At 71.3% G+C, this 25,216-nt stretch carries 30 protein-coding genes and 1 tRNA gene; 18 read left to right on the plus strand and 13 right to left on the minus strand.

Annotated elements, in window-relative coordinates; all coding sequences use genetic code 11:
• The first annotated feature begins 127 nt into the window (after nucleotides 1–127).
• The gene (locus H4696_RS28825) at nucleotides 128–448 is read left to right on the plus strand and encodes a DUF6223 family protein (protein WP_086862126.1); all 321 of its coding nucleotides are present in this window, start codon (nucleotides 128–130) and stop codon (nucleotides 446–448) included.
• A gap of 10 nt (nucleotides 449–458) precedes the next feature.
• Entirely contained in the window at nucleotides 459–797 is a 339-nt protein-coding gene (locus H4696_RS28830; protein WP_086862142.1) for a VOC family protein, read from the plus strand.
• Here H4696_RS28830 and H4696_RS28835 read toward each other — a convergent pair whose 3' ends face one another.
• Entirely contained in the window at nucleotides 798–1,841 is a 1,044-nt protein-coding gene (locus tag H4696_RS28835) for an alkene reductase (RefSeq protein ID WP_086862125.1), read from the minus strand. It abuts the gene before it with no gap.
• 65 nt (nucleotides 1,842–1,906) lie between these two features.
• Here H4696_RS28835 and H4696_RS28840 point away from each other — a divergent pair, with 65 nt between their 5' ends.
• From H4696_RS28840 to H4696_RS28855, 4 genes are all read left to right on the plus strand, one after another.
• Nucleotides 1,907–2,767 carry a sigma-70 family RNA polymerase sigma factor gene (locus H4696_RS28840; protein ID WP_086862124.1) on the plus strand — a complete coding sequence of 287 codons (861 nt, stop codon included), beginning with the start codon at nucleotides 1,907–1,909 and terminating at the stop codon, nucleotides 2,765–2,767.
• Nucleotides 2,768–2,855: 88 nt separating this feature from the next.
• Nucleotides 2,856–3,674: a class I SAM-dependent methyltransferase gene (locus H4696_RS28845; protein WP_086862123.1), complete on the plus strand. Its 819-nt coding sequence runs from the start codon at nucleotides 2,856–2,858 to the stop codon at nucleotides 3,672–3,674.
• A 25-nt stretch (nucleotides 3,675–3,699) separates the two neighbouring features.
• Nucleotides 3,700–4,302 (plus strand): TetR/AcrR family transcriptional regulator, encoded by a 603-nt coding sequence (locus H4696_RS28850; protein WP_225955832.1) that lies wholly within the window; start codon nucleotides 3,700–3,702, stop codon nucleotides 4,300–4,302.
• Between the two features lie 549 nt (nucleotides 4,303–4,851).
• Nucleotides 4,852–5,751: a LysR family transcriptional regulator gene (locus H4696_RS28855; protein ID WP_192782594.1), complete on the plus strand. Its 900-nt coding sequence runs from the start codon at nucleotides 4,852–4,854 to the stop codon at nucleotides 5,749–5,751.
• Here H4696_RS28855 and H4696_RS28860 read toward each other — a convergent pair.
• Both H4696_RS28860 and H4696_RS28865 read right to left on the minus strand, forming a co-directional pair.
• Nucleotides 5,708–6,568 (minus strand): transglutaminase domain-containing protein, encoded by an 861-nt coding sequence (locus tag H4696_RS28860; protein ID WP_086857150.1) that lies wholly within the window; start codon nucleotides 6,566–6,568, stop codon nucleotides 5,708–5,710. The genes H4696_RS28855 and H4696_RS28860 overlap by 44 nt on opposite strands.
• Before the next feature lie 19 nt (nucleotides 6,569–6,587).
• On the minus strand, nucleotides 6,588–7,586 hold the full coding sequence (locus H4696_RS28865) for a GlxA family transcriptional regulator (RefSeq protein WP_086857149.1): 999 nt from the start codon (nucleotides 7,584–7,586) through the stop codon (nucleotides 6,588–6,590).
• Between the two features lie 71 nt (nucleotides 7,587–7,657).
• Here H4696_RS28865 and H4696_RS28870 point away from each other — a divergent pair, with 71 nt between their 5' ends.
• Nucleotides 7,658–8,434, plus strand: a complete 777-nt coding sequence (locus H4696_RS28870) for an NAD(P)H-dependent oxidoreductase (protein ID WP_169734853.1) — start codon at nucleotides 7,658–7,660, stop codon at nucleotides 8,432–8,434.
• Here the strand turns inward: H4696_RS28870 and H4696_RS28875 are convergent.
• Complete coding sequence (locus H4696_RS28875) at nucleotides 8,418–9,167, minus strand: SDR family oxidoreductase (RefSeq protein WP_192782595.1); 750 nt, start codon at nucleotides 9,165–9,167, stop codon at nucleotides 8,418–8,420. The two genes, H4696_RS28870 and H4696_RS28875, sit on opposite strands and share 17 nt — an antisense overlap.
• A complete protein-coding gene (locus H4696_RS28880) occupies nucleotides 9,164–10,021 on the minus strand; it encodes an NAD(P)-dependent oxidoreductase (protein ID WP_225955833.1) in 858 nt (285 codons plus the stop codon). The genes H4696_RS28875 and H4696_RS28880 overlap by 4 nt, the downstream gene beginning before the upstream one ends.
• 84 nt (nucleotides 10,022–10,105) lie before the next feature.
• Between H4696_RS28880 and H4696_RS28885 the strand changes: the two genes are divergently transcribed.
• Nucleotides 10,106–10,471 (plus strand): winged helix-turn-helix transcriptional regulator, encoded by a 366-nt coding sequence (locus tag H4696_RS28885; RefSeq protein WP_192782596.1) that lies wholly within the window; start codon nucleotides 10,106–10,108, stop codon nucleotides 10,469–10,471.
• Here H4696_RS28885 and H4696_RS28890 read toward each other — a convergent pair.
• Entirely contained in the window at nucleotides 10,437–11,621 is a 1,185-nt protein-coding gene (locus H4696_RS28890; protein WP_086857146.1) for an FAD-dependent monooxygenase, read from the minus strand. The genes H4696_RS28885 and H4696_RS28890 overlap by 35 nt on opposite strands.
• Before the next feature lie 73 nt (nucleotides 11,622–11,694).
• On the opposite strand from H4696_RS28890, the gene H4696_RS28895 reads away from it, so the two are divergent.
• On the plus strand, nucleotides 11,695–12,267 hold the full coding sequence (locus H4696_RS28895; protein ID WP_086857145.1) for a TetR/AcrR family transcriptional regulator: 573 nt from the start codon (nucleotides 11,695–11,697) through the stop codon (nucleotides 12,265–12,267).
• Here the strand turns inward: H4696_RS28895 and H4696_RS28900 are convergent.
• Nucleotides 12,264–12,827 carry a flavodoxin family protein gene (locus tag H4696_RS28900; RefSeq protein ID WP_086857144.1) on the minus strand — a complete coding sequence of 188 codons (564 nt, stop codon included), beginning with the start codon at nucleotides 12,825–12,827 and terminating at the stop codon, nucleotides 12,264–12,266. The genes H4696_RS28895 and H4696_RS28900 overlap by 4 nt on opposite strands.
• 78 nt (nucleotides 12,828–12,905) lie before the next feature.
• On the opposite strand from H4696_RS28900, the gene H4696_RS28905 reads away from it, so the two are divergent.
• The 5 genes from H4696_RS28905 (at nucleotide 12,906) to H4696_RS28925 (ending at nucleotide 16,692) form a co-directional block, all read left to right on the plus strand.
• Nucleotides 12,906–13,322 (plus strand): MarR family winged helix-turn-helix transcriptional regulator, encoded by a 417-nt coding sequence (locus tag H4696_RS28905; RefSeq protein WP_086857143.1) that lies wholly within the window; start codon nucleotides 12,906–12,908, stop codon nucleotides 13,320–13,322.
• A gap of 31 nt (nucleotides 13,323–13,353) precedes the next feature.
• Nucleotides 13,354–14,145: an SRPBCC family protein gene (locus tag H4696_RS28910; protein WP_086857142.1), complete on the plus strand. Its 792-nt coding sequence runs from the start codon at nucleotides 13,354–13,356 to the stop codon at nucleotides 14,143–14,145.
• 35 nt (nucleotides 14,146–14,180) lie between these two features.
• Nucleotides 14,181–15,287, plus strand: coding sequence for a sensor histidine kinase (locus tag H4696_RS28915; protein WP_086857141.1), 1,107 nt, complete (start codon nucleotides 14,181–14,183; stop codon nucleotides 15,285–15,287).
• Nucleotides 15,284–15,931: a response regulator gene (locus H4696_RS28920; protein WP_086857140.1), complete on the plus strand. Its 648-nt coding sequence runs from the start codon at nucleotides 15,284–15,286 to the stop codon at nucleotides 15,929–15,931. Before H4696_RS28915 ends, H4696_RS28920 begins: the two co-directional genes overlap by 4 nt.
• An 86-nt stretch (nucleotides 15,932–16,017) precedes the next feature.
• Nucleotides 16,018–16,692, plus strand: coding sequence for a hypothetical protein (locus H4696_RS28925; RefSeq protein ID WP_086857139.1), 675 nt, complete (start codon nucleotides 16,018–16,020; stop codon nucleotides 16,690–16,692).
• Here H4696_RS28925 and H4696_RS28930 read toward each other — a convergent pair.
• On the minus strand, nucleotides 16,689–17,474 hold the full coding sequence (locus H4696_RS28930; RefSeq protein ID WP_086857138.1) for a GNAT family N-acetyltransferase: 786 nt from the start codon (nucleotides 17,472–17,474) through the stop codon (nucleotides 16,689–16,691). The two genes, H4696_RS28925 and H4696_RS28930, sit on opposite strands and share 4 nt — an antisense overlap.
• A 55-nt stretch (nucleotides 17,475–17,529) precedes the next feature.
• On the opposite strand from H4696_RS28930, the gene H4696_RS28935 reads away from it, so the two are divergent.
• Together H4696_RS28935 and H4696_RS28940 are read left to right on the plus strand one after the other, a co-directional pair.
• A complete protein-coding gene (locus tag H4696_RS28935) occupies nucleotides 17,530–19,167 on the plus strand; it encodes an acyl-CoA carboxylase subunit beta (RefSeq protein ID WP_086857137.1) in 1,638 nt (545 codons plus the stop codon).
• Nucleotides 19,164–19,382, plus strand: coding sequence for an acyl-CoA carboxylase epsilon subunit (locus H4696_RS28940; protein ID WP_192782597.1), 219 nt, complete (start codon nucleotides 19,164–19,166; stop codon nucleotides 19,380–19,382). Before H4696_RS28935 ends, H4696_RS28940 begins: the two co-directional genes overlap by 4 nt.
• Here the strand turns inward: H4696_RS28940 and H4696_RS28945 are convergent.
• From H4696_RS28945 to H4696_RS28965, 5 genes are all read right to left on the minus strand, one after another.
• Nucleotides 19,379–20,764: a hydrolase gene (locus tag H4696_RS28945; RefSeq protein ID WP_086860998.1), complete on the minus strand. Its 1,386-nt coding sequence runs from the start codon at nucleotides 20,762–20,764 to the stop codon at nucleotides 19,379–19,381. The genes H4696_RS28940 and H4696_RS28945 overlap by 4 nt on opposite strands.
• A gap of 70 nt (nucleotides 20,765–20,834) precedes the next feature.
• Nucleotides 20,835–21,287, minus strand: a complete 453-nt coding sequence (locus H4696_RS28950; RefSeq protein ID WP_086861000.1) for a MarR family winged helix-turn-helix transcriptional regulator — start codon at nucleotides 21,285–21,287, stop codon at nucleotides 20,835–20,837.
• Nucleotides 21,288–21,296: 9 nt separating this feature from the next.
• Nucleotides 21,297–22,190 carry an LLM class flavin-dependent oxidoreductase gene (locus H4696_RS28955; protein ID WP_086861001.1) on the minus strand — a complete coding sequence of 298 codons (894 nt, stop codon included), beginning with the start codon at nucleotides 22,188–22,190 and terminating at the stop codon, nucleotides 21,297–21,299.
• A gap of 58 nt (nucleotides 22,191–22,248) precedes the next feature.
• Nucleotides 22,249–22,494, minus strand: coding sequence for a hypothetical protein (locus H4696_RS28960; RefSeq protein ID WP_211299694.1), 246 nt, complete (start codon nucleotides 22,492–22,494; stop codon nucleotides 22,249–22,251).
• Nucleotides 22,495–22,556: 62 nt separating this feature from the next.
• Nucleotides 22,557–23,180 (minus strand): nucleotidyltransferase domain-containing protein, encoded by a 624-nt coding sequence (locus H4696_RS28965; RefSeq protein ID WP_086861003.1) that lies wholly within the window; start codon nucleotides 23,178–23,180, stop codon nucleotides 22,557–22,559.
• A 238-nt stretch (nucleotides 23,181–23,418) separates the two neighbouring features.
• On the opposite strand from H4696_RS28965, the gene H4696_RS28970 reads away from it, so the two are divergent.
• Nucleotides 23,419–23,487: transfer RNA gene (locus H4696_RS28970), tRNA-OTHER, on the plus strand.
• A gap of 104 nt (nucleotides 23,488–23,591) precedes the next feature.
• Nucleotides 23,592–25,175 carry a TROVE domain-containing protein gene (locus H4696_RS28975; protein ID WP_086861004.1) on the plus strand — a complete coding sequence of 528 codons (1,584 nt, stop codon included), beginning with the start codon at nucleotides 23,592–23,594 and terminating at the stop codon, nucleotides 25,173–25,175.
• The last annotated feature ends 41 nt before the right edge of the window (nucleotides 25,176–25,216 follow it).

The following is a 25,216-nucleotide window of genomic DNA, read 5'->3' on the forward strand; positions in this document are numbered from 1 at the left end:
GCCGCGCAGGGAGCATCTTCCGGCTACCGCGAACGCGGTAGCGCGGTGCCGACGTCCGCACGACGACCGGCGGCGGCTTCGCGGACATGCTCGGGGACGTCCGATCCGGGAAGCGAAGGAGCAGCTCATGAACATCGTCACCGCCGCAAGCGCGTACGACCTGACGCCCGGACGGCTGTGGTCCCTGCTGGGTGCGGTGCTGGGCCTGGCCGGCGTGGTCGCGGGCGGGCTGGCCCTGCGCCGCGGCCGGGGAGCGGTCGTCGCGCTGGTCGCCGGGGTGGCGGGCATGGTCGTCGGCGGGTGGGTCGTGGCCGCCGCCAAGGGTGGTCCGGGCACCGGCTACGGGATCGTCGGCGGCTACGTGGCGCTGGTGATCGGGCTGGTCGCCGTGGCACTCGGCGCACTGGCCGCGGCCCGCTCGCGCGGTTTTGTCGGTGGTCGCCGCTAGCGTCGGCGGCATGTACGAAGTCGACTTCGCCGAGTTCCCGTCCACGTCGGCCGCGGCGTCCGGGCGGTTCTTCGAGCGCGCGTTCGGCTGGAGCGTGACACCGTACGGCCCGGACTACACCGACGTCCGGGCCGCCGGCCTGACGCTGGGGTTCCAGTCCGACGCGGCGGAGCGACCCAGCGCACCCTTGATCACGATCCGCACGGACGACCTCCCCGCCGCCCGCGAGGCGGTGGTGGCCGCGGGCGGCGTGGTGACGAAGGAACCGTTCGCCTTCCCCGGCGGGCGGCGGTTCCACTTCCGGGAACCAGGCGGGAGCGAGCTGGCGGTGTGGTGCCCGCAGGAGTAGTTACCGGGACACCGCCACCTGCGGCTGATCGACGTACCCGGCCGCGCCGCCGCCGTAGTACGTCGCCGGGTCGCCGGGCGCGAGCGGGAGGTCGAGCGCGAACCGCGTCACCAGGTCCGGGTTCGCGACGAAGTGCCGGGCGAAGGAGACCGCGTCGGTGATCCCCGCGTCGACCACGGCGTTCCCGGTGTCGCGGCCGAAGCCGTTGTTGACGATCACGAAACCGCCGAACAGCCGCCGGTAGCGCGCGAAGGCGGCGAAGTCCGGTCCGGTGTCGGGCCCGCGGAGGTGCAGGTAGTCCACGTCGAGCGCGGCGACCAGCGCGTCGTACTCGGTGCGGAGTTCTTCGTCGACGGTGAACAGCCCGCCGGTCCACCACGGCGACAGCCGGACGCCGACCCGGCCGTGTTCGCGGGCCGCCTCGACGACCTCGGTGAGCAGGCGCCGCCGGTTGGCCGCGGACCCGCCGTAGGCGTCGGTGCGGTGGTTGAGCCGCGGGTGCAGGAACTGGGCGAGCAGGTACACGCCGTTGGCCGCGATCTCGACGCCGTCGAAGCCGGCGCGGCGCGCGTTCCTCGCCGCCGTGCCGTAATCCGCGACGGTGGCCCGGATCTCGGCCACGCTCAGCTCCCGCGGCGTCGGTGTCGAACTTCGTCCGGTGGCGAGGTACACCGGCTCTTCGGGGTTCACCGCCGAGGGCCCGGCCGGGTGCGCGCCGAGGATGTCCGGGTGCGAGACGGACCCGGTGTGCCACAGCTGCACCACGATCCGCCCGCCGAGCGAGTGCACGACGTCCGTGACCCGCCGCCAGCCCGCGACCTGCGCTTCGGTGTAGAGGCCCGGGACGTTCGCGAAGCCGATGGCGCGTTCGCTCACCCAGGTCCCCTCGGCGATGACGAGCCCCGCGCCGGCGCGCTGCGCGTAGTAGGCGGTCTGCAGGTCGCCGGGCACACCGCCGGGGACGCGGGCCCGGGTGGTCGGCGCCAGCACGACGCGGTTCGGCAGGCGCCATCCGCCCAGGTCGGCGGGGGTCAGCAAGCTCATTCGGTCACCTCTGGTTGTCAGTGGTCGTCGGAGAAGCGACGGTGGGCGACGGCGAAAGGTGACCGATGGACGAGCTGGCGGAGTTGTTCGAGGCCGAGCGCGGCAGGCTGCGCGGGCTGGCCTACCGGATGCTCGGCTCGGCGGCCGAAGCGGACGACGCCGTCCAGGAAGCGTGGCTGCGGCTCACCCGGACCGGGTCAGTCGACAACCTGGCGGCCTGGCTGACCACGGTCGTTTCCCGCGTCTGCCTCGACGTGCTGCGCTCCCGGAAGGCGCGCGGCGAGGAGCCGTTCGCGGTGGTGCCGGAGCCGGTCGACGACGCCGATCCGGCCGGCGAAGCCGAGCTGGCCGACTCGGTGGGCCGCGCGCTGCTCGTCGTTCTCGACGCGCTGGGGCCGGCCGAGCGGATCGCGTTCGTGCTGCACGACCTGTTCGCGGTGCCGTTCGACCGGATCGCGCCGGTGCTGGACCGCACGCCGGTGGCGGCGAAGAAGCTGGCGAGCCGGGCGCGGCAGCGGGTGCGGGGCACGTCGCCGCTACCGCCGGCCGATCTGGCGAGGCACCGCCGGGTGGTGGACGCGTTCCTGACCGCGGCCCGCGGCGGCGACCTCGCCGCGCTGCTCGAAGTGCTGGCGCCGGATGTCGTCCGCCGCGCCGACGCGGCCGCGCTGCCGGCGGGAGCGGCGCTCGAGGTGCGCGGAGCCCGTGCGGTGGCGGAGGAAACGCGGGTGTTCGGGAAGCGGGCCCGGTTCGCCGAGGCGGCGCTGATCGACGGCTCGATCGGGGTCGTCGTCGCCCCGCGCGGACGGCTTTCGCTCGTGCTCACCGTGGTGGTCGACGGCGATCGGGTGGCGGCGTACGAGGTGATCGCGGCACCCGCTCGCCTCGCTTCGCTGCACATCGCGGTCGACCACTCGAACAGGTGATCGAATCGCTTTTCCTTGACAGCGGGCGTCTCGGCGGGCCACGATGAACAGGTGTTCATGAACGAGTGTTCATAACTGGGAGGACGAGATGACCGGGATCGTCAACACCGCACAGGCCGAAGCGTGGAACGGGTACGAGGGGGAACACTGGGCGACGCACGCCGACCGCTACGACGCGGTGAACAGCGGCTTCAACCGGTACCTGCTCGAGCAGGTCGGCTTGACGGACCGGGTACTCGACATCGGCTGCGGCAACGGCCAGCTGACCCGGCTGGCCGCGACCCGGGCCCGGTCGGTGATCGGCGTGGACCTGTCCGGGCCGATGCTCGCGACAGCACGCGCCCGGGCGGCGGAGGTCCCGAACGTGAGCTTCGAGCAGGGTGACGTCCAGGTCCACCCGTTCCCCGGCGGCGCGTTCGACCTGGCGGTGAGCCGCTTCGGGGTGATGTTCTTCGCCGACCCGGTGGCGGCGTTCGCCAACGTCCACCGCGCCCTGAGCCCGGGCGGGCGCCTGGCGTTCCTGTGCATGACGGCCCTGGCGGGCACGGACATCGGGCGGCTGTTCGGCGCGATGGCGCCGTACCTGCCCCAGCCGACCGGCCCGGACGGCAGCGGCCCGACGTCCTTCGCGGACCCGGACCGCACGAAGGCGGTGCTGACCGAAGCCGGCTTCGAAGACGTGGCGTGCACCCACGTCGAGGCGGACCAGGTCTGGGGCCACGACGTCCCGGACGCGGCGAAGTTCATCGCCGACTGGGGCCCGGTCCGCCACCACTTGGGCCTCGTCGACAGCGCGACGGCCGCCCGAGCGACCGACGCCCTCACCGCGGCCTTGGAAGAGTTCGCGACACCGGACGCGGTCCGCCTGCGCGGCACGGCGTGGCTGGTCACGGGAAGGAGGTCGTGACGCGGGTCCCCGTACGATGGCGGTGATGTCACCGAGGAAAGCCGCGGCCCAGAAGGACGGGCAGTCCCTGCACGACCTCTTGGTCGAAGCCGCCGAGAAGCTGATCGCCACCCGCGGCACAGCGGGCCTGACGGTGCGCGAAATAGCGCGCTCGGCAGGCGTCGCCGACGGCGTGCTGTACAACCACTTCTCCGACAAGGAGGAGCTGGTGGCCTGGGCCCTGGACCGGCACGTGCGCGCGGCGGAGATGTTCCTGGGCAAGCTGCCGGTGGCGGGCGAAGGAACGCTGGCGGACAACCTCCGGCGCCACCTGGAGTACGGCTTGGGTCTCCACCGCGTGATCGTCCCGGCCTTCAGCGGCCTCTACGGCAACCCGGAGATCCTCCAGCGCTTCGCGGACCTCGGCGAGCGGCCGGCCGACTGGCGCGACCGCCTGCTGGCGTACCTGAAGGAGGAGCAGGCCCTGGGCAGGCTCCGCCCCGAGTCCGAAGTGGACGCAGTGGCGGCCCTGCTGGTGGGCTACTGCCACGAGACGGTGCTGGGCACGATCTTCCCCCACGCGAGCCGAACGAACCCCCCGGAGCCGGACGCGGTGGTCCGGACGGTGCTCAACGGCATCGCCCCATAGCGGCGGTCCCCCACCACCCCACGGCTCGCCCGGCACTCTCACCACACCCACCCCAGGGCCCGCGCGGCGCTCTCCCACTGCGCCCACCGCACGGCCCCGCCCGGCACGCTCCCACCCAGCCCGCCCGGCGATCACTCACCGCGCCTACTTCCCCATGCCTCGCCCGGCGGCGGCCGCGCATGCCTCCGGCCAACGCACCCCCTCCGCCCGCCAGCCGACCCTCCTCGCCCACGAACCCTGCGCCCGCCAGTGCACCTCTAACCACGCACCCACCTGCCCCGGCGGCCCGGGTCCCACCCACCGCCTACCGGCACGCCCTTCACCACCAACCGCAACTCCGGAAATTCCTCCACGAACCCACCCGGATACCGGGCCGATTTCACCGGACATTTCCCCCGAACACCACCCGGAGGCCCCAAGGACCACTTCCTTGTTCCGCCGCGAATCGGCAATCACCGTCCGTCCTTTGTGGAGTTATCGACACCAACCCCGCCATTCGCGAAACAGAAAGGGAAAGACCTGTGGACTCCGCCGCGATACTCTCCCGGTATGGACGATGTCGAGGTCCGTGAGCTGCGGTATTTCCGCGCGGTCGCCGAGGAGCTGAACTTCTCCCGCGCCGCCGAGCGGCTCGGGATGGCGCAGCCGCCGCTGTCGCGGGCGATCCGGTTGCTGGAGCGGCGGCTCGGCGTGCAGCTCTTCGAACGCACCAGCCGGCACGTGGCGCTGACGCCGGCCGGGGACGTCCTGTTCGTCGAGTCCGCGAAGGCGCTGGATGCCGTCGCCGCGGCGGTGCGGCGGACGCGGCGGGCGGTGCAGCGGATGCCGGCGCTCGTCGTCACCGCGAGGCCCGGGGTCGCGACCGATCTGCTGCGGCGGATCGCCGACGCGCACCCGGATCCGGTGGAGATCCGCGTCAGCGGGTTCGGTGAGCAGGCGGGCCTGCTGCGCGACGGCCAGGCCGACGTGGCGGTGCTCGGGTGCCCGGGCGACCACGACGGGCTGGACGTCGAAGTGCTCGTCAGCGAGCCGCGTGTCGCCGCGCTGCCTGCGGGGCACGAGCTGGCCCGGCGCTCGGTGCTGACCTGCGCCGACTTCGCCGGGCGGGCCACGCCGTTCTGGCCGGGTTCGTCCGCCGCGGAGCGGGCGTACTGGTCGGGGCAGGACGTCACCGGCGGGCCGGTGACGCCGGGGCCGGTGGTGCGCGACAGTGCCCAGCTGCTGGAGACCGTCGCGCTCGGGCAGGCGATCGCTCTACTCCCGGCGTCGGTGGCCGACCTGCGGTCGCGCAACGACGTCGTCTACCGGCCGGTGGTGGACGCGACGCCGTACGCGCTCGCGCTCGCCTGGGCGGCCACCGCGCGGGACGTGCGGATCGCGCGGTTCGTGCGGACAGCCGTCGAGATCAGCGAAGCACGACTTCGACCGGGAGCTGTGCCGGCGGGGTGAGCGAGCGGATCACCGGCGGCACCCGGACGTCGCCGGCCTCGAACGCCACCCGCAGCTGATCGACGTCGGCGTCGGCCATCAGCTCGGCCAGCTCGTCGGTGCGGGCGAAGGCCGCCGGGTCGAGCGCGGCGGTGCCGAGGTCACCCCAGAGGTCCCACTGGAGCATCTCGTGCTTGTTGAGCGAGGCGAGATCGAGCACGAGGCTGTGGCGCGCGTACGGGAGGCCGCGCAGGAACGGCGCGTCCAGGTCCGGGGAGACGACCAGCTTGGCCGGGTCGAGGTCGCCCGCGCGGGCCGCCGTCCACGCGTCGGCGCCGGTCAGGAAGTGGTCGCGGGGGACGTCGAGGAGGTCGAACCCGACGTTGCCGCCGAAGCCCGGTTCGACCAGGTGCCAGTCGGTGCCGTCGTGGACTTCGGCGACGACGTGGTCGAGGTACCAGCCGGGCATCAGGTAGTCGGCGAAGCCGACGCGGGCGCGGGCCGGGATGCCGTGGTGGCGGGCCATCGAGACGAACAGGAGGGTGGAGTCGCGGCAGCAGCCGACGATCCGGTGCAGCGGCGGGCGTGGCCCACCGGGTGGTGCGGGATCGAGCTCGCGCAGGCGCGCGAGCATGTCCGACGCGTAGCGCAGGGTGATCTCGTCCCGGCGGGAAGCCGGGAATCCGTGCCGCGTGATGTCGCCGTGGGCCCAGTAGTGGAACACGAGCTGGAACGCCGCCGCGCGCAAGGCCGCCAGGTCGCGTGGTGCCGCGTCGAGCCAGGACGCGTGCGCGCCCGGGTCGGTGAAGCGGCTGTGGCTGACGTAGAAGTCGTCCATGGTCCGACGCTAGCCGGATTTACCCGGCTTGCGTGGCCAGTTCGCCGCGGAACGTCGAGCGGTACGCGCTCGGCGACACCCCGAGGGCCGCTTGGAAGTGCTGGCGCAGGGACGCCGCCGTCCCGAAGCCCGCTTCGGTGGCGACGCGGTCGACCGGGAGGTCGGTTTCCTCGAGGAGCTGGCGGGCGCGCTCGACGCGTTGCTGGGTCAGCCACTGCAAGGCCGAAATGCCGACTTCCTCGCGGAAGCGGCGGGTGAACGTCCGGGTGCTCATCGCCTCGCGGGCGGCGAGTTCGCGCAGGGTCAACGGCCGGTGCAGGTTTTCCAAGGCCCACGCGCGGGCTTCCTTCGTCGACGACGTCCGCGGTTCCGGCACCAGGCGGCGGACGAACTGGGCCTGGCCGCCCTCTCGGTGCGGGGAGACGACCGTGCCGCGGGCGACCTCGTTGGCCACGGCCGCGCCGTGGTCACGGCGGATCATGTGCAGCACCAGGTCGATGCCGGCGGCGACGCCCGCCGAGGTCAGGACGTCGCCGTCGTCGGTGTAGAGCACGCAGGGATCGACGTCGACCTCGGGGAACCGGTCCTGCAGTTCCTCGGCGGAGCGCCAGTGGGTGGTGGCCGGGCGGCCGTCGAGGAGCCCGGCCGCGGCGAGCACGAACGCGCCGGTGCAGATCGACGCGATCCGGGCGTGGCCGGGGATGCGGGCGAGCGCGGCCTTGAGCGGCGGGGTCAGCACGCGGGCCATCGGCTCGTACTCGGCCAGGGACGCGGGGACGATCACCGTGTCCGCCTCGGCCAGCACTTCGGGGCCGCGGTCGATCGGGATGGTGAAGTCCGAGTCGGTGCGCACCGGGCCGGGCTCGAGCGTGCAGGTCACGACCTCGTACAGCGGCTCGCCGGAGGCCGACCGCGCCTGCCCGAACAGCCGGTGGACGATGCCCAGCTCCATCACGAGCATGCCGTGGCGGACCAGGACGGCGACGTGGTGGCGGTTCGGGTGCACGAATTCGGCCATGGCCCGATTCTTGCACAGGTTGGCCATCGGGCCACTCGAATCACCCCGCCGACCGCGTGACCATCGAGGTCATGAACGTCTTGTGGGTTTTCGCGCATCCCGAACCGCGCTCGCTGAGCGGGGCCCTTCGCGACGACGGGCTCCGGACACTTCAGGAGCTCGGGCACGACGTCCGGGAGTCGGACCTGTACGCGATGAAGTGGAATCCGGTCGTCGACGCCGCCGACTTCGGGGCCGAGGCCGGGGACGAGCGGCTGGTCGTCGGGGCGACGTCGGCGCGGGCGCACGCGCGGGGCGAACTGAGCGCGGACATCGTCGCCGAACAGGAAAAGCTGACCTGGGCGGACGCCGTCGTCGTGCAGTTCCCGCTGTGGTGGTACGGCCTGCCGGCGATCCTGAAGGGCTGGTTCGACCGCGTTTTCGTGAAGGGCTTCGGGTACGGCGTCCGCGGCGAGGACGGCCGGACCCTGCGCTACGGCGAAGGCCGGCTCGCGGGCAAGCGCGCGGTGGTGGTGCTCACCGCGGGCGCCCGCGAGCCGGCCATGGGGCCGCGCGGGGTGAACGGCGCGCTGGCCGACGTCCTGTTCCCGCTGCACCACGGGACGCTGTTCTACGCCGGGATGTCCGTGCTGCCGCCCGTTCCGGTCTTCGGTGCCGACCGGGTGTCCGACGAAGAATTCGCCGAAGCCCGCGAACTACTGCGAAGCCGCCTCCGCGCACTCGCCACGACCGAGCCGATCCCGTTCCGCACGCAGAACGGCGGTGACTACGACGACGACCTCGTCCTCCGCCCCGATCGCGCGCCGGGCGGCACCGGCCTGGACGTCCACCTCACGCGGGCAGGGTGAGGCGCTGGCCGAGACCGCCGTCCACGGGGAGGTCGGCGCCGGTGGTGAACGTCGCCTCGAAGGCCAGGAACAGCACCGCCGCCGCCACTTCCTCGGGCGTCGCGTGGCGTTTCAACGGCGTGATCTCGTCGCCGTGGGTCTTGAACCCCGCCAGGACTTCGGCCGGGACGCCGGTGACGCCCATCGTCGGCGTGTCCGTGTAGCCCGGGCTGACCACGTTGACCCGGATCCCGCGCGGCGCCAGCTCGGCCGCGTAGGTGCGCGCGAACGACCGCACCGCCGCCTTCGCCGCCGAGTACAGGCCCATCCCGGCGATCCCGGCCTCGGCGGCGACCGACGTCGTGAAGACGAACGAACCACCAGAGCGCACCAGCGGGGCCAGGCGCTGCGCCGTGAAGTACGCGCCCTTGGTGTTGACGTCGAAGGTGCGGTCGTAGACCTCGGGCGTCGCCGCCTCGTACGGGGTCAGCGTCGAAAAGCCGACGTTGAGGAACACCAGGTCCAGCTCGCCGAGCTTCTCGGCGGCGACCGCGCCCAGCTCGGCGACATCGGTCAGGCGGGCCGCGTCGGACGACAGCAGGTGGGCCTTGCCCGGCAGTTTCCCCTCGAGCGGCGAGACATCGCGGCCGGTCAGCAGCACCTCGGCGCCGCCGTCGAGCAGGGCGCGCACCACCGCCAGGCCCATGCCGTGCGTGCCGCCGGTGACGACGGCCTTCTTCCCCAGGTACTTCACCGGATCTCCTCGATGACGCTCGCGATCGCGTGCGCGCCGTGGCCCGCCGCCACCGCGCGGTCGAACAACGCCCGCAGGGCGGCGGGCACCTCCGTGCTGATGCCCTGTTCGCGGCTCGTCTCGACGAGCAGGCCGAGCCCGGCCGCGTTGATGTCCAAAGCGGACACATCGGTTTCGTAATCGCCGCTGGCCACCTGCGCGCCGATCCCGGCCAGGAAGCCGCCGACCGACGACAGCCAGTCCAGCGCCATCGGCGTGAACTCCGCCGGCGTGACGCCTTCGCTGCCGACCAGGGCGAGCGCGTGCAGGTAGCCGCCCATCGCCGACCACATGATCCCGAGCAGCGCCAGGTCGTGGAGTGCCGCCATCCCGGCGTCCTCGCCGAGGAACACCGGCTCGCCCAGTACTTCCAGTACCTCTCGCTGGGCCGTGAACGCCGGTTCCGAGCCGCTGTAGAGGATCCGCGCGCCCGGCGTGCCGATGCCCTGCGGCACCGCCATGATGACGCCGTCCACGTAATCGATGCCTTCCGAGGCCGCCCACTTCGCGACGCCGCGGGCCTGTTCCGGCGTCCCGGACGTGAGGTTCACCAGTGTCCGGCCCCGCAGCGAGGCCGCGTCCAGCACCGGTTGCTGGCTTTCGTAGGTGGACAGGCAGCTGACGATCACGTCCGCCGCGGCCGCCTCCGCCGGCGTGGCCGCGAGCCGGGCGCCGCGGTCGAGCAGCGGGCCCGCCTTGAGCGGCGACCGGTTCCACACCGAGACGTCGTGTCCCGCCCCCAGGAACGCGCCGGCGAGGGCGGAGCCCATCCGCCCCAGGCCGAGCACGCTCACGTGTTTCTTGCTTTCTCCCATGGGTTCCATGCTGCGGGCAGCGCTTTACACTGGACAAGTACCGACTAATAAGTCAGGTACCCACCGAAAAGTAAGGATCGGCGCATGCAGCCTCGGACCTACCGCTGCGGACTGGACGCGGCCGTCGACGTGATCGGCGGGCGCTGGAAGGCCCTGATCCTGTGGGCGTTGCACGCCGAGCCGCTGCGGTTCGGCGAGCTGAAGCGGAAGGTGGCCGGGATCAGCGAGAAGATGCTCATCCAGGCGCTGCGGGAACTGGAGGCGGACGAAGTCGTGCACCGCGAGGTGTTCCACGAGGTCCCGCCGAAGGTCGAGTATTCGCTGACCGAGCTGGGTCAGCGGTTGAACACCGCATTGCTGCCGCTGGGCGACTGGGGCGAGGAGAACATGGCCGGCATCGCGAAGCGCCGCGGCGTCACACCGGCACCTCCGCATACTGCTTCAGCGTGATCGCGTTGCCCGCCTTGAGCGGCAACTCCTCGATCAGCTTGCGCCACGGCAGGTACGGCAGCAGCCGGTAGGTGAGGTTGCGGAACTTCAGCCACGCGCGCGTCGGCGGGACGAACCACTTCCCGTTGCCCTCCGCCAGTTTCTGGCACGCGTCGACGAAGGGCCGCATTTCCCTTTCGTACGCGGCGAACGCCGTTTCGTACGACGCCGAAGCCAGCTCGCCCGCCAGCACGTACGCGCCGACGACCGCCAGGCTCGTGCCCATCCCCGAAAGCGGCGCGGCGCAGTAGGCGGCGTCGCCGACCAGCGCGACGCGCCCGCGTGCGTACGAGTCGAGCTTGATCTGGCTCGCCGAGTCGAAGTAGAAGTCCGGCGCCGCACGCATGGCGTCGACCAGCGCCGGCGTCTCCCAGCCGACGCCGGCGAACCGTTCCTCGACGATCCGGCGCTGCTGCCCGACGTCTCGGTGGTCGTAGTCGAGCCGGTCGGCGCCGAACCAGAACAACGCCTTGGCTTCGCTGTTGTCCCGCGCGCTGTAGACGCCGACCGTGCGGTTGGGCTCGTTGTGGAACCGGCCGACGTGGTCGAGCGCCAGGTGGTTGGGCACGGTGCAGATCGAGACGTAGTAGCCGAGGTCGTGGCGGAACCGCCGCTCGTCGCCGAAGACCAGCGAGCGCACGTTCGAGTGCAGCCCGTCGGCGCCGATGACGAGGTCGAACTCGCGCGGTTCACCGTGCGCGAAGGTCACCGTGATGCCGTCGCCGCGCTCGGTGATGCCGGTGATCGAGTCACCGAAGACGTACTCGACGTCGTCCTTCGTGGCGTCGTACAGGATGCGCGAGAGATCGCCGCGCAGGATCTCGAGTTCGCCGCTCTGGTACGTCGGGGGCGTGACGACCAGCGGCCGGTCTTGACCGTCCACATAGGTCACTTCGCCCATCCGCGTCGCGGCCGCTTCGACCGCGCCGAGCAGGCCCATGCGGTCGAGGACGTCCAGCGACGCACCGCGGAAGTCGACCGCGTAGCCGCCGTCACGCAGTTCGGGTGCGCGTTCGACGACCGTCGGCGTGAAGCCGTACCGGCGGAGCCAGAAGGCGAGGGCGGGGCCGGCGACGCTCGCGCCGGAGATGAGGACTCGGTTGCTCGTCATGACGGGAACGGTAACCCCGATTTGGGCGATCGCGCAAGACGTTCGCCTAAGGCGTTCGTGCTAGGCTCGCGGCATGGGAAACCGGGAAGCGCTCCTGACCGGGGCGAAGCAGTGCCTGAACGAGAAGGGCTACGCCCGCACCACCGTCCGGGACCTGGCCTCGGCGGCGAACGTGAGCATGGCCGCGATCGGGTACCACTTCGGCTCGCGCGAAGCGCTGCTCAACGCGGCGTTGATCGAGGCGAACGAGGAATGGGGCGAGACCCTGGCCAAGACGCTGCGGGTCGAAGCACCCGCGACCGCCTCGCCCGCCGAACGGTTCGAGCTGATCTGGCAGCGCGTCATCGAGTCGTTCCCGGAGCACCGCCGGATGTGGGCGATGACGTTCGAGGCGTACTCGCAGCCGGATCTCGACGAAACCGTCCGCGCCCAGCTGGCCGGCGCGCTCGAACTGGCCCGCCACGGCTTGGCGAACCTCTTCCAGGGCCTCGACGACGGCAGCGCCGAAGCCCGGGCCGCCGGCACGGTGCACCAGGCCCTCCTCTCGGGCGTGATGCTCCAGTGGCTGATCGACCCGGACCACGCGCCGTCGGGCGCCGACCTGCTCGACGGCCTGCGCCGGATAGCGCAGGCCGTCCTCGACTAGGCGGTGACCAGGTCCGCGCCGGTGAAGAACGCCGGTGCGGCCGCCATCGCGGCGTCGTCCAGGAGCACGTCACCGGGGCGGCTGCCGTTGCCGAGGAGCACCCCGCCCCAGTTCATGCCCAGGTACTCGGCGCACAGTTCCAGCGTGCCGATCAGCGGCTGGGCCTCGCGCGCGGTTTCGCTCAGCACGCTGACGCCCCACAACGACTTCCCGCGCATCCGCGGCTTGAACTCCACCGGCAGGCGCATCCACCCGGACCAGTAGTCGAGGTAGAGCTTCACGCTCGCCGCGACCGAGTACCAGTACACCGGGGACACGATCACGATGTCGGTCGCGGCGAAGGTCGCGTCCATCAGCAGCTGCTCGTTCTCCCCCGGCTCGGGGTGCGAACCGGCGCCGTGGCGGCGGTCCTCGAACGGCGGCAGCGGCACCTCCGGCAGCCGGATCCAGCGCTGCTCGACGTCCGCGGGCAGCGCCTTCGCCGCCCGCCGGGCCAGCATCTCCGTGTTGCCGCCGGCCCGCGCGGCACCCACCAGGAACAGGAAGCTGCGGTCACTCATCTCGGAACCCCTCCAGTTACTTGCATGTACATATAAAGACTGCCCATGGACTATCCTGGCGTCAAGAGGAGGCGTGAAATGACCGTCGACGAACAGGCCTGGGGACGCGTACTCGTGCTGCACGCCCGGATCGAGCAGGACCTCGCGAAAGCCCTGCAGCGACGCCACGGGCTCGGCCTGTCCGAGTACCGCGCGCTCGGCAAGCTGGTCGCCGGACCGCGGGGCGGCTTGCGGATGCAGGAGCTCGCCGACGCGATCGGGCTCAACCAGAGCTCGGTCAGCCGGATGTGCGCCCGCCTCGAGGACGCCGGCCTGACCATCCGCGACCTGTGCGAAGACGACCGCCGCGGCGTCTACTCGGTGATCACCGACGCCGGCCGCAAGCGCTACGCCGAAACCGAGCCGACCTACTGCGCGGTGCTGCGGACGGCGCTCGACAAGGCCGCGAGCGACCCGGAGCTCGCCGGCGCGGTCGCCGCCGTCCGCGGCGCTTGACCCTTATATGCCTCAGTGGTTATATACAGGCATGCCCGCGAAACTGCAGACCATCGAGGAACGCCCGGTGCTCAGGCTGGAACGCCGGCTGAAGCACGCACCCGAGCGGGTCTGGCGCGCCATCACGGACCCGGCCGAGCTCGCGCACTGGTTCCCGGCGAAGGTCGACGTCGAGCTGCGCGACGGCGGCGCGATCCGGTTCACCTTCCCCGGCGAGGACACGTCGACGACCGGACAGGTCGTGACCGCCGACCCGCCGCGCGAGTTCACCTTCGTCTGGAACGACGACACCCTGCGCTGGCTGATCTCCCCGGACGGGGAAGGCAGCCTCCTGGAGTTCACGCACACCTTCGGCCGCGGCGACCCGGCGATCGCGAAGCTCGCCGCGGGCCGCAACGCCGCCGGCTGGGACGTCTGCCTCGACGCCCTCGACGCGCGCCTGGCCGGACGGGATTTCGAGCAACCACGGGAATGGCACGACCGGATGGCGTCCTATGTGGACGAATTCGGCCTCGGCGAGGGCGAGGTCCTCGCCGACGGCACCATCCGCTTCCGCCGCGACCTGGTCTGGAAGCCGGTCGACGAGGTCCGGGCGCTGCTGCCGGACGAACCCGGCTGGGACGTCGTCCAGGATCCGGAGGACGGCACCCGCGTCGAGCTCACCGAGGCGGCCGAAGCCGACGTCGCCGCCCAGCTGACCCGGCGGCACGAGCAGCTCGACAAGCTGTTCGCCGCCACCCACGACGTCAAGCTGCCGGACTGGCCGCCGGACCGCGTCGAGGCCGTGCGCAAGCACTACGCGGAGCGTCCGACCCAGGGTTGACGCGCGCCGCCGGGGCCCGGCATTACGTTCGGTTCATGCGCATCCGCGTGGTTCTCGACGTGCTGGCGGTCCTCGTGCTGGCGATCGGCGCCGGCGGCAACCTCGCCGCCGGCGCGTGGGCGCTGCCGCTGTGGCTGCCCACCTGGCTCGGCTGGACGATCCTGCTGACGAGCGTGACGCCGATCCTGCTGCGGCGCTGGTGGCCGCGGCCCGCCTACGTCCTGTCCCTGGTGCTGACCGCGGCGGCGGTGCCGATCGGCGGGCCGGTGCTGGCGGTCGCCGTGGTGGCCGCCGGGTGCGCGCTGTACACGTTCGTCGTGCACCGCGGCAGCCGCGCCTCGCGGATCGGGTTCGCGGCCGGGCTGCTCGGGGTCGGCCTCCTCGGCATCGTGGTGCCGAACCCGAGCACCGCGACGACGGTGAACTTCGGGGCGTCGGCACTGATCGTCGGGTTCGCGCTCGGCATCGCCGTCCACGGCCGCCGCGAGTACGCCGCGATCGAGCGGGAAAACCACGCGCGGGAAGCGGTTTCCGCGGAACGGCTGCGGATCGCGCGCGAGATGCACGACGTCGTCGCGCACAGCATGAGCCTGATCGCGGTGAAGGCCGCGGTCGGCAACCACGTCGCGCTCGAACAGCCCGACCAGGCACGGGAAGCGTTGCGGGTCATCGAAGACACGAGCCGCGAGACGCTGGCCGAACTGCGGCGCGTGCTGGGCGTGCTGCGCGACGGCACCGGCGTCCCGGCGCTGGCGCCCGCGCCGACGCTCGCCGACCTGCGCGCGCTCGCCGACCGCGCGCAGCTGACGGGCCTGTCGGTCGACCTCGCCGTCGAGGACCTCGACGAACTGCCGGCCGGCGCCGGCCAGTCGGTGTACCGGATCGTGCAGGAGGCGCTGACCAACGTGGTCAAGCACGCGGCCGCGACGACGTGCCGCATCCGCGTCACGGGCAGCGACGGCGAAGTGGCCATCGAAGTCCGCGACGACGGCCGCGGCGGCGCCGTCGTGACCCCGGGCCACGGCCTGATCGGGATGCGCGAGCGCGTGGCGGTCTACGGCGGCGAGTTTTCCGCGGGCCCGTCCGACGACGGCTTCCGCGTGTTCGCGCGGCTGCCCTACGAAACGGCGGCGGCCCGGTGACCCGCGTCCTGATCGCCGACGACCAGGCGCTCCTGCGCGGCAGCTTCCGGGTGCTGGTCGACAGCGCACCGGGCCTGGAGGTCGTCGGCGAGGCGTCCGACGGCGTCGAGGCGGTCGCCCTGACCCGGCGCGAACAGCCGGACGTCGTGCTCATGGACGTCCGGATGCCGGAAATGGACGGCATCGAGGCCACCCGCCGGATCTGCGCGGAGACCGCGGTCCGGGTCCTGATGCTGACGACGTTCGACCTGGACGAGTACGTCTACGCGGCCCTGCGCGCGGGCGCGAGCGGCTTCCTGCTGAAGGACACCCGCCCGGCGGACCTCCTGGCGGCGATCGAGGTGGTGGCGTCCGGGGACGCACTGCTGGCGCCTTCGGTGACGCGCCGCCTGGTCGCGGAATTCGCCCGGCTGCCGACGGGCCCGGTGACGCGCTTGGCCGGCGTGACCGCGCGGGAGCAGGAGGTGCTGACGCTGATCGCACGGGGGCTGTCGAACGACGAAATCGCCGCCCGCCTGCACCTGGGGATCGCGACGGTGAAGACCCACATCGGCCGGCTGCTGCACAAACTGGCGGCGCGGGACCGGGCGCAGCTGGTGATCGCGGCTTACGAATCGGGATTGATTCGGCCGTCGGCGCAATAACGGTTCAGGTATCAGCGGCGCGCACACCGTAACCGCGATCGCGCCGCGGGCGACTCACCGGCACACGAGATTCCGAGGTGCCGGCCATGAACAATCCACCGAACAACGAAACCCTGCGGACCTACATCGCCAAGACCTACTACTCCCTCCGCTGGGGAATGGCGGGAATCGCCTTCCTGCTCCCTTTTTTCCTGCTCTTCGTCGGCCCGCTGGCCGACACCGGCCCGCAACCGGACTCGATCAGCGGTTACTACCACACGCCGTTGCGAGACGTGTTCGTCGGCGCCCTCGTCACCACGGGAACGTTCATGGTCCTGTACAAGATCTTCACCCCGCTCGAGAACTGGCTGCTGAACATCGCGGGGGTCAGCACGATCCTGGTCGCCATGCTGCCGTGCGCGGTGCCCGAGGGCAGGCCGCCCGCCGACTTCACCTTCCCGGCCGGCCACGCGGTCTTCGCGATCATCACCTTCGTCGGCATCGGCTTGACCGCGATTTTCTGCGCGAAGAAGACCCTCACCCTGCTCCCGGAAGACAAACAGAAGATCTTCCGCGTCACGTACCGGACGATCGGCTGGCTGATGATCGGGCTCCCCGTCTTGGTCGGCCTTTTCGACTGGGCGGGGTGGGTCAACCTATTCTGGGTGGAAGCCGCCGGGCTGTGGGTGTTCAGCGCCTACTGGATCGTGAAAACGATCGAATTCGGCATCACGGGCGCCGAAAAGAAAGCGATCACGGGAACACCCGAACCGGTTGCCTAACCCACCGCCCGCGTGAACGGGGCGAACCGCTTCCCCGCGTCGCCGGGGAGCGGCCGCCCGCCGAGGACCAGGCGCGGCGCCAAGGCGCCCGGCGCCAGCCCGCGCTCCCGCACCCACGCCGTGAGCGCCGGGAACCGGAACTCCGGGTCCACCCGGACCTCCCCCGGCGCCGTCCGCGCCACCCCGCGGATCAGGGCCTTCGCCTGCTCCTCCGTCTCCGCCACCACCGGGCCGATCACGGTCACGTGGCCGATGTCCACTCCGAACGCGAAGCCGCCATCGACCACGAACGGCGTGCCCAGCCGCTCCAGCAGCGCCCTCCGGTCCACGCCGTGCGCCGCGCGGTCCAGCGGTAAGACGTCCGACAGCGTCCCTGGCGCCGCGCCCGGTCCCCCGTCGTCGACAAATCGACCCACGTGCCCCTGGCAGCCGCCGTCGAGGAGGAAGCCCATCGACTCGTACAGCGGGCGGCCGGCCCGGGACGCGTGGAGCCACACCACCGCCTCGCCCGCCGCCGCGACCGCGTGGGCCGTGATCGCGCGGCCCAGCCCCCGCCGCTCGTAGCGGGACGCGACCAGCACCATCGAGATCGACGCCACCGATCCGAACGCCACCAGCACGGCGGTGGCGGCCAGGCCCGCGCCGTCCGGAGCCGGCACGCCGAACACGCGCCCGACCTGGTGCAGCAGCTTCCACTTCGGCGGCTCGCGCGGCCACGAGCGGGATTCGGCCAGGTCGGAGCACGCGGGCAGGTCGGCCGCGCCGAGGGTCCGGATGTCCATGGACGTTGCCTACGCCACACGCGAAGTGACCGGCAAGTAGCTAAGCTCCCGTGGCATGAGCAGTGCGACGGAGCCGCTCGGGACGCCGCCCGAGGATGAACCGGACATCCACACCACGGCCGGCAAGCTGGCCGACCTGTACCGCCGGTATGACGAGGCGGTGCACGCGGGCTCGGCCCGCGCGGTGGAGAAACAGCACGCCAAGGGCAAGAAGACCGCACGGGAGCGGATCGAGCTGCTGCTCGACGAGAACTCGTTCGTGGAGCTCGACGAGCTGGCCCGGCACCGCTCGACCAACTTCGGCCAGGAGAAGAACCGGCCGTACGGCGACGGCGTCGTCACCGGGTACGGCACCGTCGACGGCCGCCCGGTCTGCGTGTTCAGCCAGGACGTGACCGTCTTCGGCGGCAGCCTCGGCGAGGTCTACGGCGAGAAGATCGTCAAGGTCATGGACCTGGCCATCAAGACCGGCCGCCCGATCATCGGCATCAACGAGGGCGGCGGCGCGCGCATCCAGGAAGGCGTCGTCTCGCTCGGCCTGTACGGCGAGATCTTCAACCGCAACGTCAAGGCGTCCGGCGTGATCCCGCAGATCTCGCTGATCATGGGCGCCAACGCGGGCGGGCACGTCTACTCCCCCGCGCTGACCGACTTCATCGTGATGGTCGACGAGACCTCGCAGATGTTCATCACCGGCCCGGACGTCGTCAAGACGGTCACCGGCGAGGACGTCACCTTCGAGGAGCTCGGCGGCGGCCGCACCCACAACACGAAGTCCGGCGTCGCGCACTACCTCGGTTCCGACGACGAGGACGCCATCGCCTACGTCAAGGAACTGCTGTCCTACCTGCCGCAGAACAACCTGTCGGACGCGCCGGTCTTCGAGCCGTCGGACGCGCCGGCGGGCTTCTTCGACGACGTCACCGACTCGGACCGCGAGCTCGACACGATCATCCCGGACTCGCCGAACACGCCGTACGACATGCACGAGGTCATCAACCGCGTGGTCGACGACGGCGACTTCCTCGAGGTCCACGAGCTGTTCGCGCCGAACATCATCGTCGGCTTCGGCCGAGTCGACGGCCAGAGCGTCGGCGTCGTGGCGAACCAGCCGACGCAGTTCGCCGGCTGCCTCGACATCGACGCGTCCGAGAAGGCCGCGCGGTTCGTGCGCACCTGCGACGCGTTCAACATCCCGGTGCTCACCTTCGTCGACGTCCCGGGCTTCCTCCCGGGCACCGACCAGGAGTGGAACGGCATCATCCGCCGCGGCGCGAAGCTCATCTACGCCTACGCGGAGGCCACGGTCCCACTGGTCACGATCATCACGCGCAAGGCGTACGGCGGCGCGTACGACGTCATGGGCTCCAAGCACCTCGGCGCCGACATCAACCTGGCGTGGCCGACCGCGCAGGTCGCGGTGATGGGCGCCCAGGGCGCGGCGAACATCGTGCACCGCAAGACCCTGGCGAACGCGGCCAATGAGGGTCGCGATGTGGACGCCCTGCGGGCCGAGCTGATCCAGGAGTACGAGGACACGCTGCTGAACCCGTACGCGGCGGCCGAACGCGGTTATGTCGACTCGGTGATCGTCCCCGCGCACACCCGCGGGCACGTGGCGCGGGCGCTGTCGCTGCTGCGGAACAAGCGCGAGTCGCTGCCGCCCAAGAAGCACGGGAACATCCCGCTGTGAGCGACGAAACGCGTCCCCTGCTGCGGGTGGTCCGCGGGAACCCGAGCGACGCCGAGCTGGCGGCGCTGACGGCGGTCGTCGCCGCGGCGTCGGCGGCTCCGCCCGCGAAGAAGCCGAAGCCGCGTACTTCGTGGTGGGGCGATCACGCGGCTTCGCTGCGTAGACCGCTCCACCCCGGCGAAGGTGCTTGGCGCGCTTCGGGCTTCCCCAGCTAGCTCACGGCAACGGCGGTGTCGTCGACGACGAAGGACGTCTGCAGCTGTGAGCCTTCGACGCCGCTGAAGCTGAGCGTCACGGACTGGCCCGCGTACGCGGACAGCGAGAAGCTTCGCTGCTGATAGCCGCTGGCGGCGTTGAGGTTGCTGTACGTCGCCAGCGTCGTGCTGCCCGCCTTGACCGTCAGCTTGTCGTACGCGGTCGTACCCGTCTCCGCCGTGTCGATGTGCAGCCAGAACGAGAACGTGTACGCCGAACACCCGCTCGGCAGCGTCACGGTCTGGCTGACGGTGTCCGTGTGCGCGGAGCCGTAGCCGTCGAGCCAGGCGCTCCACGTCCCGGTGCGGGCGGGTTCGTCGGTGCCGTGCTGGCCGATCACGCTCGTGGACGCCGACCACGCCGTGGCGCCCGACTCGAAGCCCGGGTTGGCGAGCAGCTGCCCGGCCGTGCACCCGCCCGGCGGCGGCGTCGTGGTGCCGCTGCCCGCGAGCCACGCCGTCGCGTTGAGACCGAGGGCCGCGTTGTCGGCCGTCGAGTCCGTCCAGCCGTTGTAGAGCGTGTTGCCGGACTGGCCGGTGCCGTCGTCGGCCGGCGAGCTGTCACCCCAGATCGCGACGCGGCCGGAGCCGAAGGTGCTGGTCACGAAGAAGGCGTTGGAGTTGCCCGGCGACGACGTGCTCAGGTACGCGAGGCCTTTGACGTTCGCGTTGTCGGCCGGCTTGAGGGTGAACGTCGTGCCGTTGGCGATCAGGCTGTGCTTGACCGTGCCGAACGCGCCGTTGAGCACGGGGTTCGTGGAGTCGCTGATGGCCACCGGGTGGTCGCTGGAGATGTTCTTCAGGTCGACCGAAAAGCCGAACGGGTCGGTGTTGTCGACGCCGTTGTTCGTCATCAGGTCGTTGATGATCTCCGGGGAGTCCCAGCCGTCGTTGTTGCGGTCGCTGCCGGTGTGGTCGGAGATGAGGAACAGCCCGCCGCCGTTCTGGACGAACCGCATCACGGCGGTCTTTTCGGACGCGCTCAGCACGACGTTCGGTTCGGGCAGCACGAATTCGTCGAAGTTCTGGAGGTCCAGCGCGCCGCCGGTGCCGTAGGTGATGGTGTTGCCGGCCGGCAGCGTCTTGATGCTGTACTGCCCGGTCTTCTGCAGCGCGACACCCCACGCCGAAAGCGCGCCGGTCCAGTCGGTTTCCTTCTGCGGCGCGGAGTTCTGCACCGTCGGGTCGGGCTGGGCGGTGCCGACGATCCAGTCGGCGTTCCCGGCGGTCTCGGCCTTGGTGTTGTCGAACAGGACGCGGTGGACGGTCGCCGCGTGCGCGGGCGCGGCGGCGAGCAGACCCGCGGCGAGCGCGGCGACGGCAACGGGGATCAGGCGCTTCATGGTGCTCCTCGGCGAAGGGGAACCTGGGCGCTCCCACTGTCACCCGGCCACGGCCCGACGAAAGTCGGGATCAGATGACGTCGAGGAAAACAGTCGGGGCCTCGTTGTCGGCGACGATCCGCCCCAGCAGCCCGGCCAGCCGGTCGCGGTCCGGTGCGGGCAGGCCCGCGGCCAGCTCGTCTACGCGCCGGCACGTCGCCGCGTAGAACTCCTCCACCAGGTCGCGCCCTTCCGCCGTGAGCACGACGTGCACCGCGCGGCGGTCGTCCGGGTCGGGCTCGCGGCGGACGAGCCCGCGCCGGACCGCGCGGTCGACCAGGCCGGTGAGGCTGGACTTCTCCAGGCCGAGCGTCGCGCCGAGCTCGCCCATGCCGTACGGCTGCGCCATCAGCACGCACAGCAGCTGCCCCTGCTGCACGGTCAGCCCGTACTCGCGGGCCGACTCGGCGTAGACGGCGTTCACCAGGAACGACGCCCGCACGAGCCCGGCCACGACACCGAGGTCCTCCCCGCGTTTCCCCATCGCACCAGCCTACTTCGCGACGGCTTCCCGCACGGCGGGCACGATCTCGCCCGCCCAGCGCGCGGCGGACACCGCGTCGGGCGTGCTGCCGCCGGGACCGAACAGGACGAACCCGGCGGCGTCGTGCTCCAGCACCGCGCCGGTCAGCTCCTCGATCCACTGCTCCGGCGAGCCGCCGATCCAGCGTCCGTCTTCGGCGCGCGTCTTCGGCAGCGGCTGCTCGGTGATGCGGCCGGGGAAGTTGTAGACGGTGGCGATGTCGGCGGGATCCCGCCCGGCGTCGACGGCGGCCGCGTCGATCAGCGGCCGCGAGGTGCGAAAGCGCTCGCTGAGCCAGTCCGCGGCGTGGCCGGGCATCCACCCGTCGGCGACCCGCCCGGTGACGGCGAGCGACTTCGGCCCGACGGACCCGGTCCACACCGGCGGCATCTCTTCTTCTGCCGGTGCCAGATCGGTGACCTGGTGGAACTCGCCGTCGAAGGTGACGGGGTCGCCGCCCCCGCCGAGCATCTTTACCAGCCGGATGCCCTCTTCGAAGGCGCGGACGGCCTGCCCGGGGGTCAGTTTGGTGAACCCGAGCCGCGCGATGTCGTCCCAGAGGCCGCCGACCCCCATCCCGAGCACGATCCGGCCGCCGGTGAGCGCGGAGAGGCTCGTGATGGTGCGCGCGAGCATCGGCGCCGGGCGCGTCGGCAAGTTGGTGACGCTGACCAGGCCGGAGATCCGTTCGGTGCGCCCGAGCAGGACGCCGAGTTCGGCGTACGCGTCGAGCCGGTCGGCGTGGTACGGGTGATCGGAGACGGTGAGCAGGTCGAGACCGGCGCGGTCGACCTGGACGGCGAGTTCGAGGGTGCTCGGGACGGCGGCGACCGCGGTGGAGACGCCGATGCCGAAGTGCGTCATGATTCCTCCCAGTGGTAGTTCGTGCTACGAACTTACTATATATAGTTCTTAGCACGAACTACTGTCGGCGTGCTCGCATCACCAACGCTTCGGCACTCCGACCGGCCCGCTTGAAGTCTTCGGCTGTGGCGGACGTGTGGCTGTAGCCCGCCTTGGTCTTCAACGAGAGGAGCGCCCGCAGAGCCCGGCTCGCATCCTTGTCCACCTTGGCGAGAAGCTCGACCGCGTCGCTGTGGTTTTCACCCTGCGCGTGCTCACCCAGCCCCGCGCAGCAGAGCGCGTCGGCGGCGATCCCCGCGTGCACATTGCTCCGCCTTCGCCAAGCGACCGCGCAGGACGTCGGGACTGCATCTTTTCGTTCGCACTTCAGCTCTTTCTCTTCCGGATCTGCCCGGCCAGCCAGGCGTGCCGGCCGGCCACGGTGAGGCCGTCGCGCACCACGTCGCTCAACACCGGCTCGTCGCGGCCGCGAGCCGCGACCTCGGCCACGGTGAATTCGAGGATCCGGGCGTCGTTGCCCGTCCACCGGGAAACATCGGCAGCCAGACCGTCGACCTGAAGGCCCCAACGATCTTCGTCGGCGTCGTCCGGCCGGACCAGCAGGAGATCGATATCGCTCTCGGCGGTCATCGAACCGCGTGCGGCCGAGCCGAACACCGCCGCGTAGCGCGGCCGCGGTTTCCAGGCCGTCAAAGTGGTTTCGATCCGGTCGAGCAGCTTCGCACGCAGACCCGCCAGCCCGGCGATGTGCTCCGCGGCGAGGTGGTCCCGGTTGAACCGGTAGGCGAAAGCGTTGCCCACCCGGTCGGCGTGCACGACACCCTGGCGCACCAGCCGCTGCAGGACTTTCCGGATTCCTTCTTCGGAATGCCTGCCGAGCACCCGGTGCAGCTGACCGGTTGTGAACGTCCCGTCGAAGCCCGCCAGAACAGCGAGCACGTCGCCGTCCAGCGTCGGGGTCACCGTGGCCAGCGGCCGGTTCAACTCCATCGCCGCACCTGTACTTTAGTACGCATACACCAACTATAGTACGCATACTGAAGCCGGTAAAATCGGTTTCCGCTTCTCGTTCCCCTTGCTAACGTCTTCTTCGCCCGGTGCGGCGGTGAGGGTTACTTCTCTGGTATCCCTTGGGTTCGACTCCCGAAAGCCTTCACCACTTCGATCTCGGGCGACCAACGCACTCCCGGTGCGAGCAAGACCTCGGGAGTCACGGCTTCACCGATGCCCGGTGCGCAGGCGAGGGTTACTTCCACTTCTAATGGGCAGGTCGGGGGTTCGAATCCCTCCCGGACCACGTGGTCCGGTAGCTCAGGTGGCAGAGCAGCAACGTACCTTCACCGACTTCGATCTCGGGCATCGCTGAAGCCGTGACTCCCCCACCAAAAATCAGGGGGAGAAATGAGCAAGTTCAACACCGCACGCGCGCCCGCCGCGACCTCTCCGGTCCGTGGTGAGGCCACGCCGTCCGGGGTCACCTACGAGGGTGGCGCCGGTTACGCGCGCGACGCCCGGTCCGAGCTCTTCCTGCTCGCCGTCACCAACATGGTCGGTGAGCACACCTTCTACGAGTCCGCGGGCGCGCGCGACACCCGGTACGCCGAGCTGGTCCGGAAGTCGACCCTCGAGGATCCACAGTGGACCGCGCGGTTCCTGCGCTGGCTGCGCTCCGAGGCGAACCTGCGCACCGCGTCGCTCGTCGGCGCGGCCGAGTTCGCCAAGGCGCGCCTCGACGCCGGGCTCGACGGGCTCGGGCGGCAGGCCGTCGCCGACGTGCTGCAGCGGGCCGACGAGCCCGGGGAGCTGCTCGCCTACTGGACTTCCGTGCACGGCAAGAACATCCCGAAGCCGGTCAAGCGCGGCGTGGCCGACGCGGCGCGGAAGCTCTACGACGAGCGCTCGTACGCCAAGTGGGACTCGGCGGCGCGGGCGTTCCGCTTCGCCGACGTCCTCGAGCTGACGCACCCGGCCAACCGCGACGCGACCCAGGGCGCGCTGTTCAAACACGTCCTCGACGAGCGCCACGACCGCGGCAACCCGCTCCCGGCCGAACTGAACGTGCTGCGCGCCCGCGCCGAGCTGACGGCGTGGGACGCGCCGCGCCGGCGCGAGCTGTTCGCGCGGCCGGACGCGGCGGACGTCCTGCGCGCGGCGGGGATGACGTGGGAGTCGGTCGCCGGCTGGCTGCAGGGTCCCCTGGACGCGCGCGTTTGGGAGGCGCTGATCCCGTCCATGGGCTACATGACGCTCTTGCGGAACTTGAGGAACTTCGACGAGGCCGGTGTCTCGGACGACGTCGCGCAGCGCGTTGCCGCGAAGCTCGCCGATCCCGCGCAGGTCGCGAAGTCGCGGCAGCTGCCGATGCGGTTCCTCTCGGCCTACCGGGCGGCGCCGTCGCTGCGCTGGGCGTGGGCGCTGGAGCAGGCGATCGCGCGCTCGCTGGCGAACGTTCCGCAGCTGCCCGGCCGGACGCTCGTGCTCGTCGACACCTCGACGTCGATGAACATGGGCTTCAGCCGCGACGGCACCCTGATGCGCTGGGACGCCGCCGCGGTCTTCGGGCTCGCGCTCGGGCGGCGGTGCGCCGAGGCCGACGTCGTGACGTTCTCGGACCGGCTGCTCGGCGGCACGCGCACGAAGACGTTCAAGCTGCGGCCCGGCGGGTCGCTGCTGAGCGACGTCGAGCGCTGGAAGTCCGGCGGGTTCTTCCTCGGCGGCGGCACCAACACCGCCGGCGCGGTGCGGAAGCACTTCGCGAAGCACGACCGCGTCGTCATCCTGACCGACGAGCAGGCCGGCTACGGCGACGTCGGGCAGGCGCTGCCCGCGCGCGTTCCGCTGTACACGTGGAACCTGGCGGGCTACCGGTTCGGCCACGCGCCGTCCGGCGGCCCGCACCGGCACACCTTCGGCGACCTGACCGACCAGGCCTTCCGGATGATCCCGCTGCTCGAGGCGGGCGAGAACGCCGACTGGCCGTTTTGAGAGACGCCGTGAAGGCCCCCGTGACGAGATCATGGGGGCCT

It is taken from the genome of Amycolatopsis lexingtonensis (assembly GCF_014873755.1).
GTDB lineage: Bacteria > Actinomycetota > Actinomycetes > Mycobacteriales > Pseudonocardiaceae > Amycolatopsis > Amycolatopsis lexingtonensis.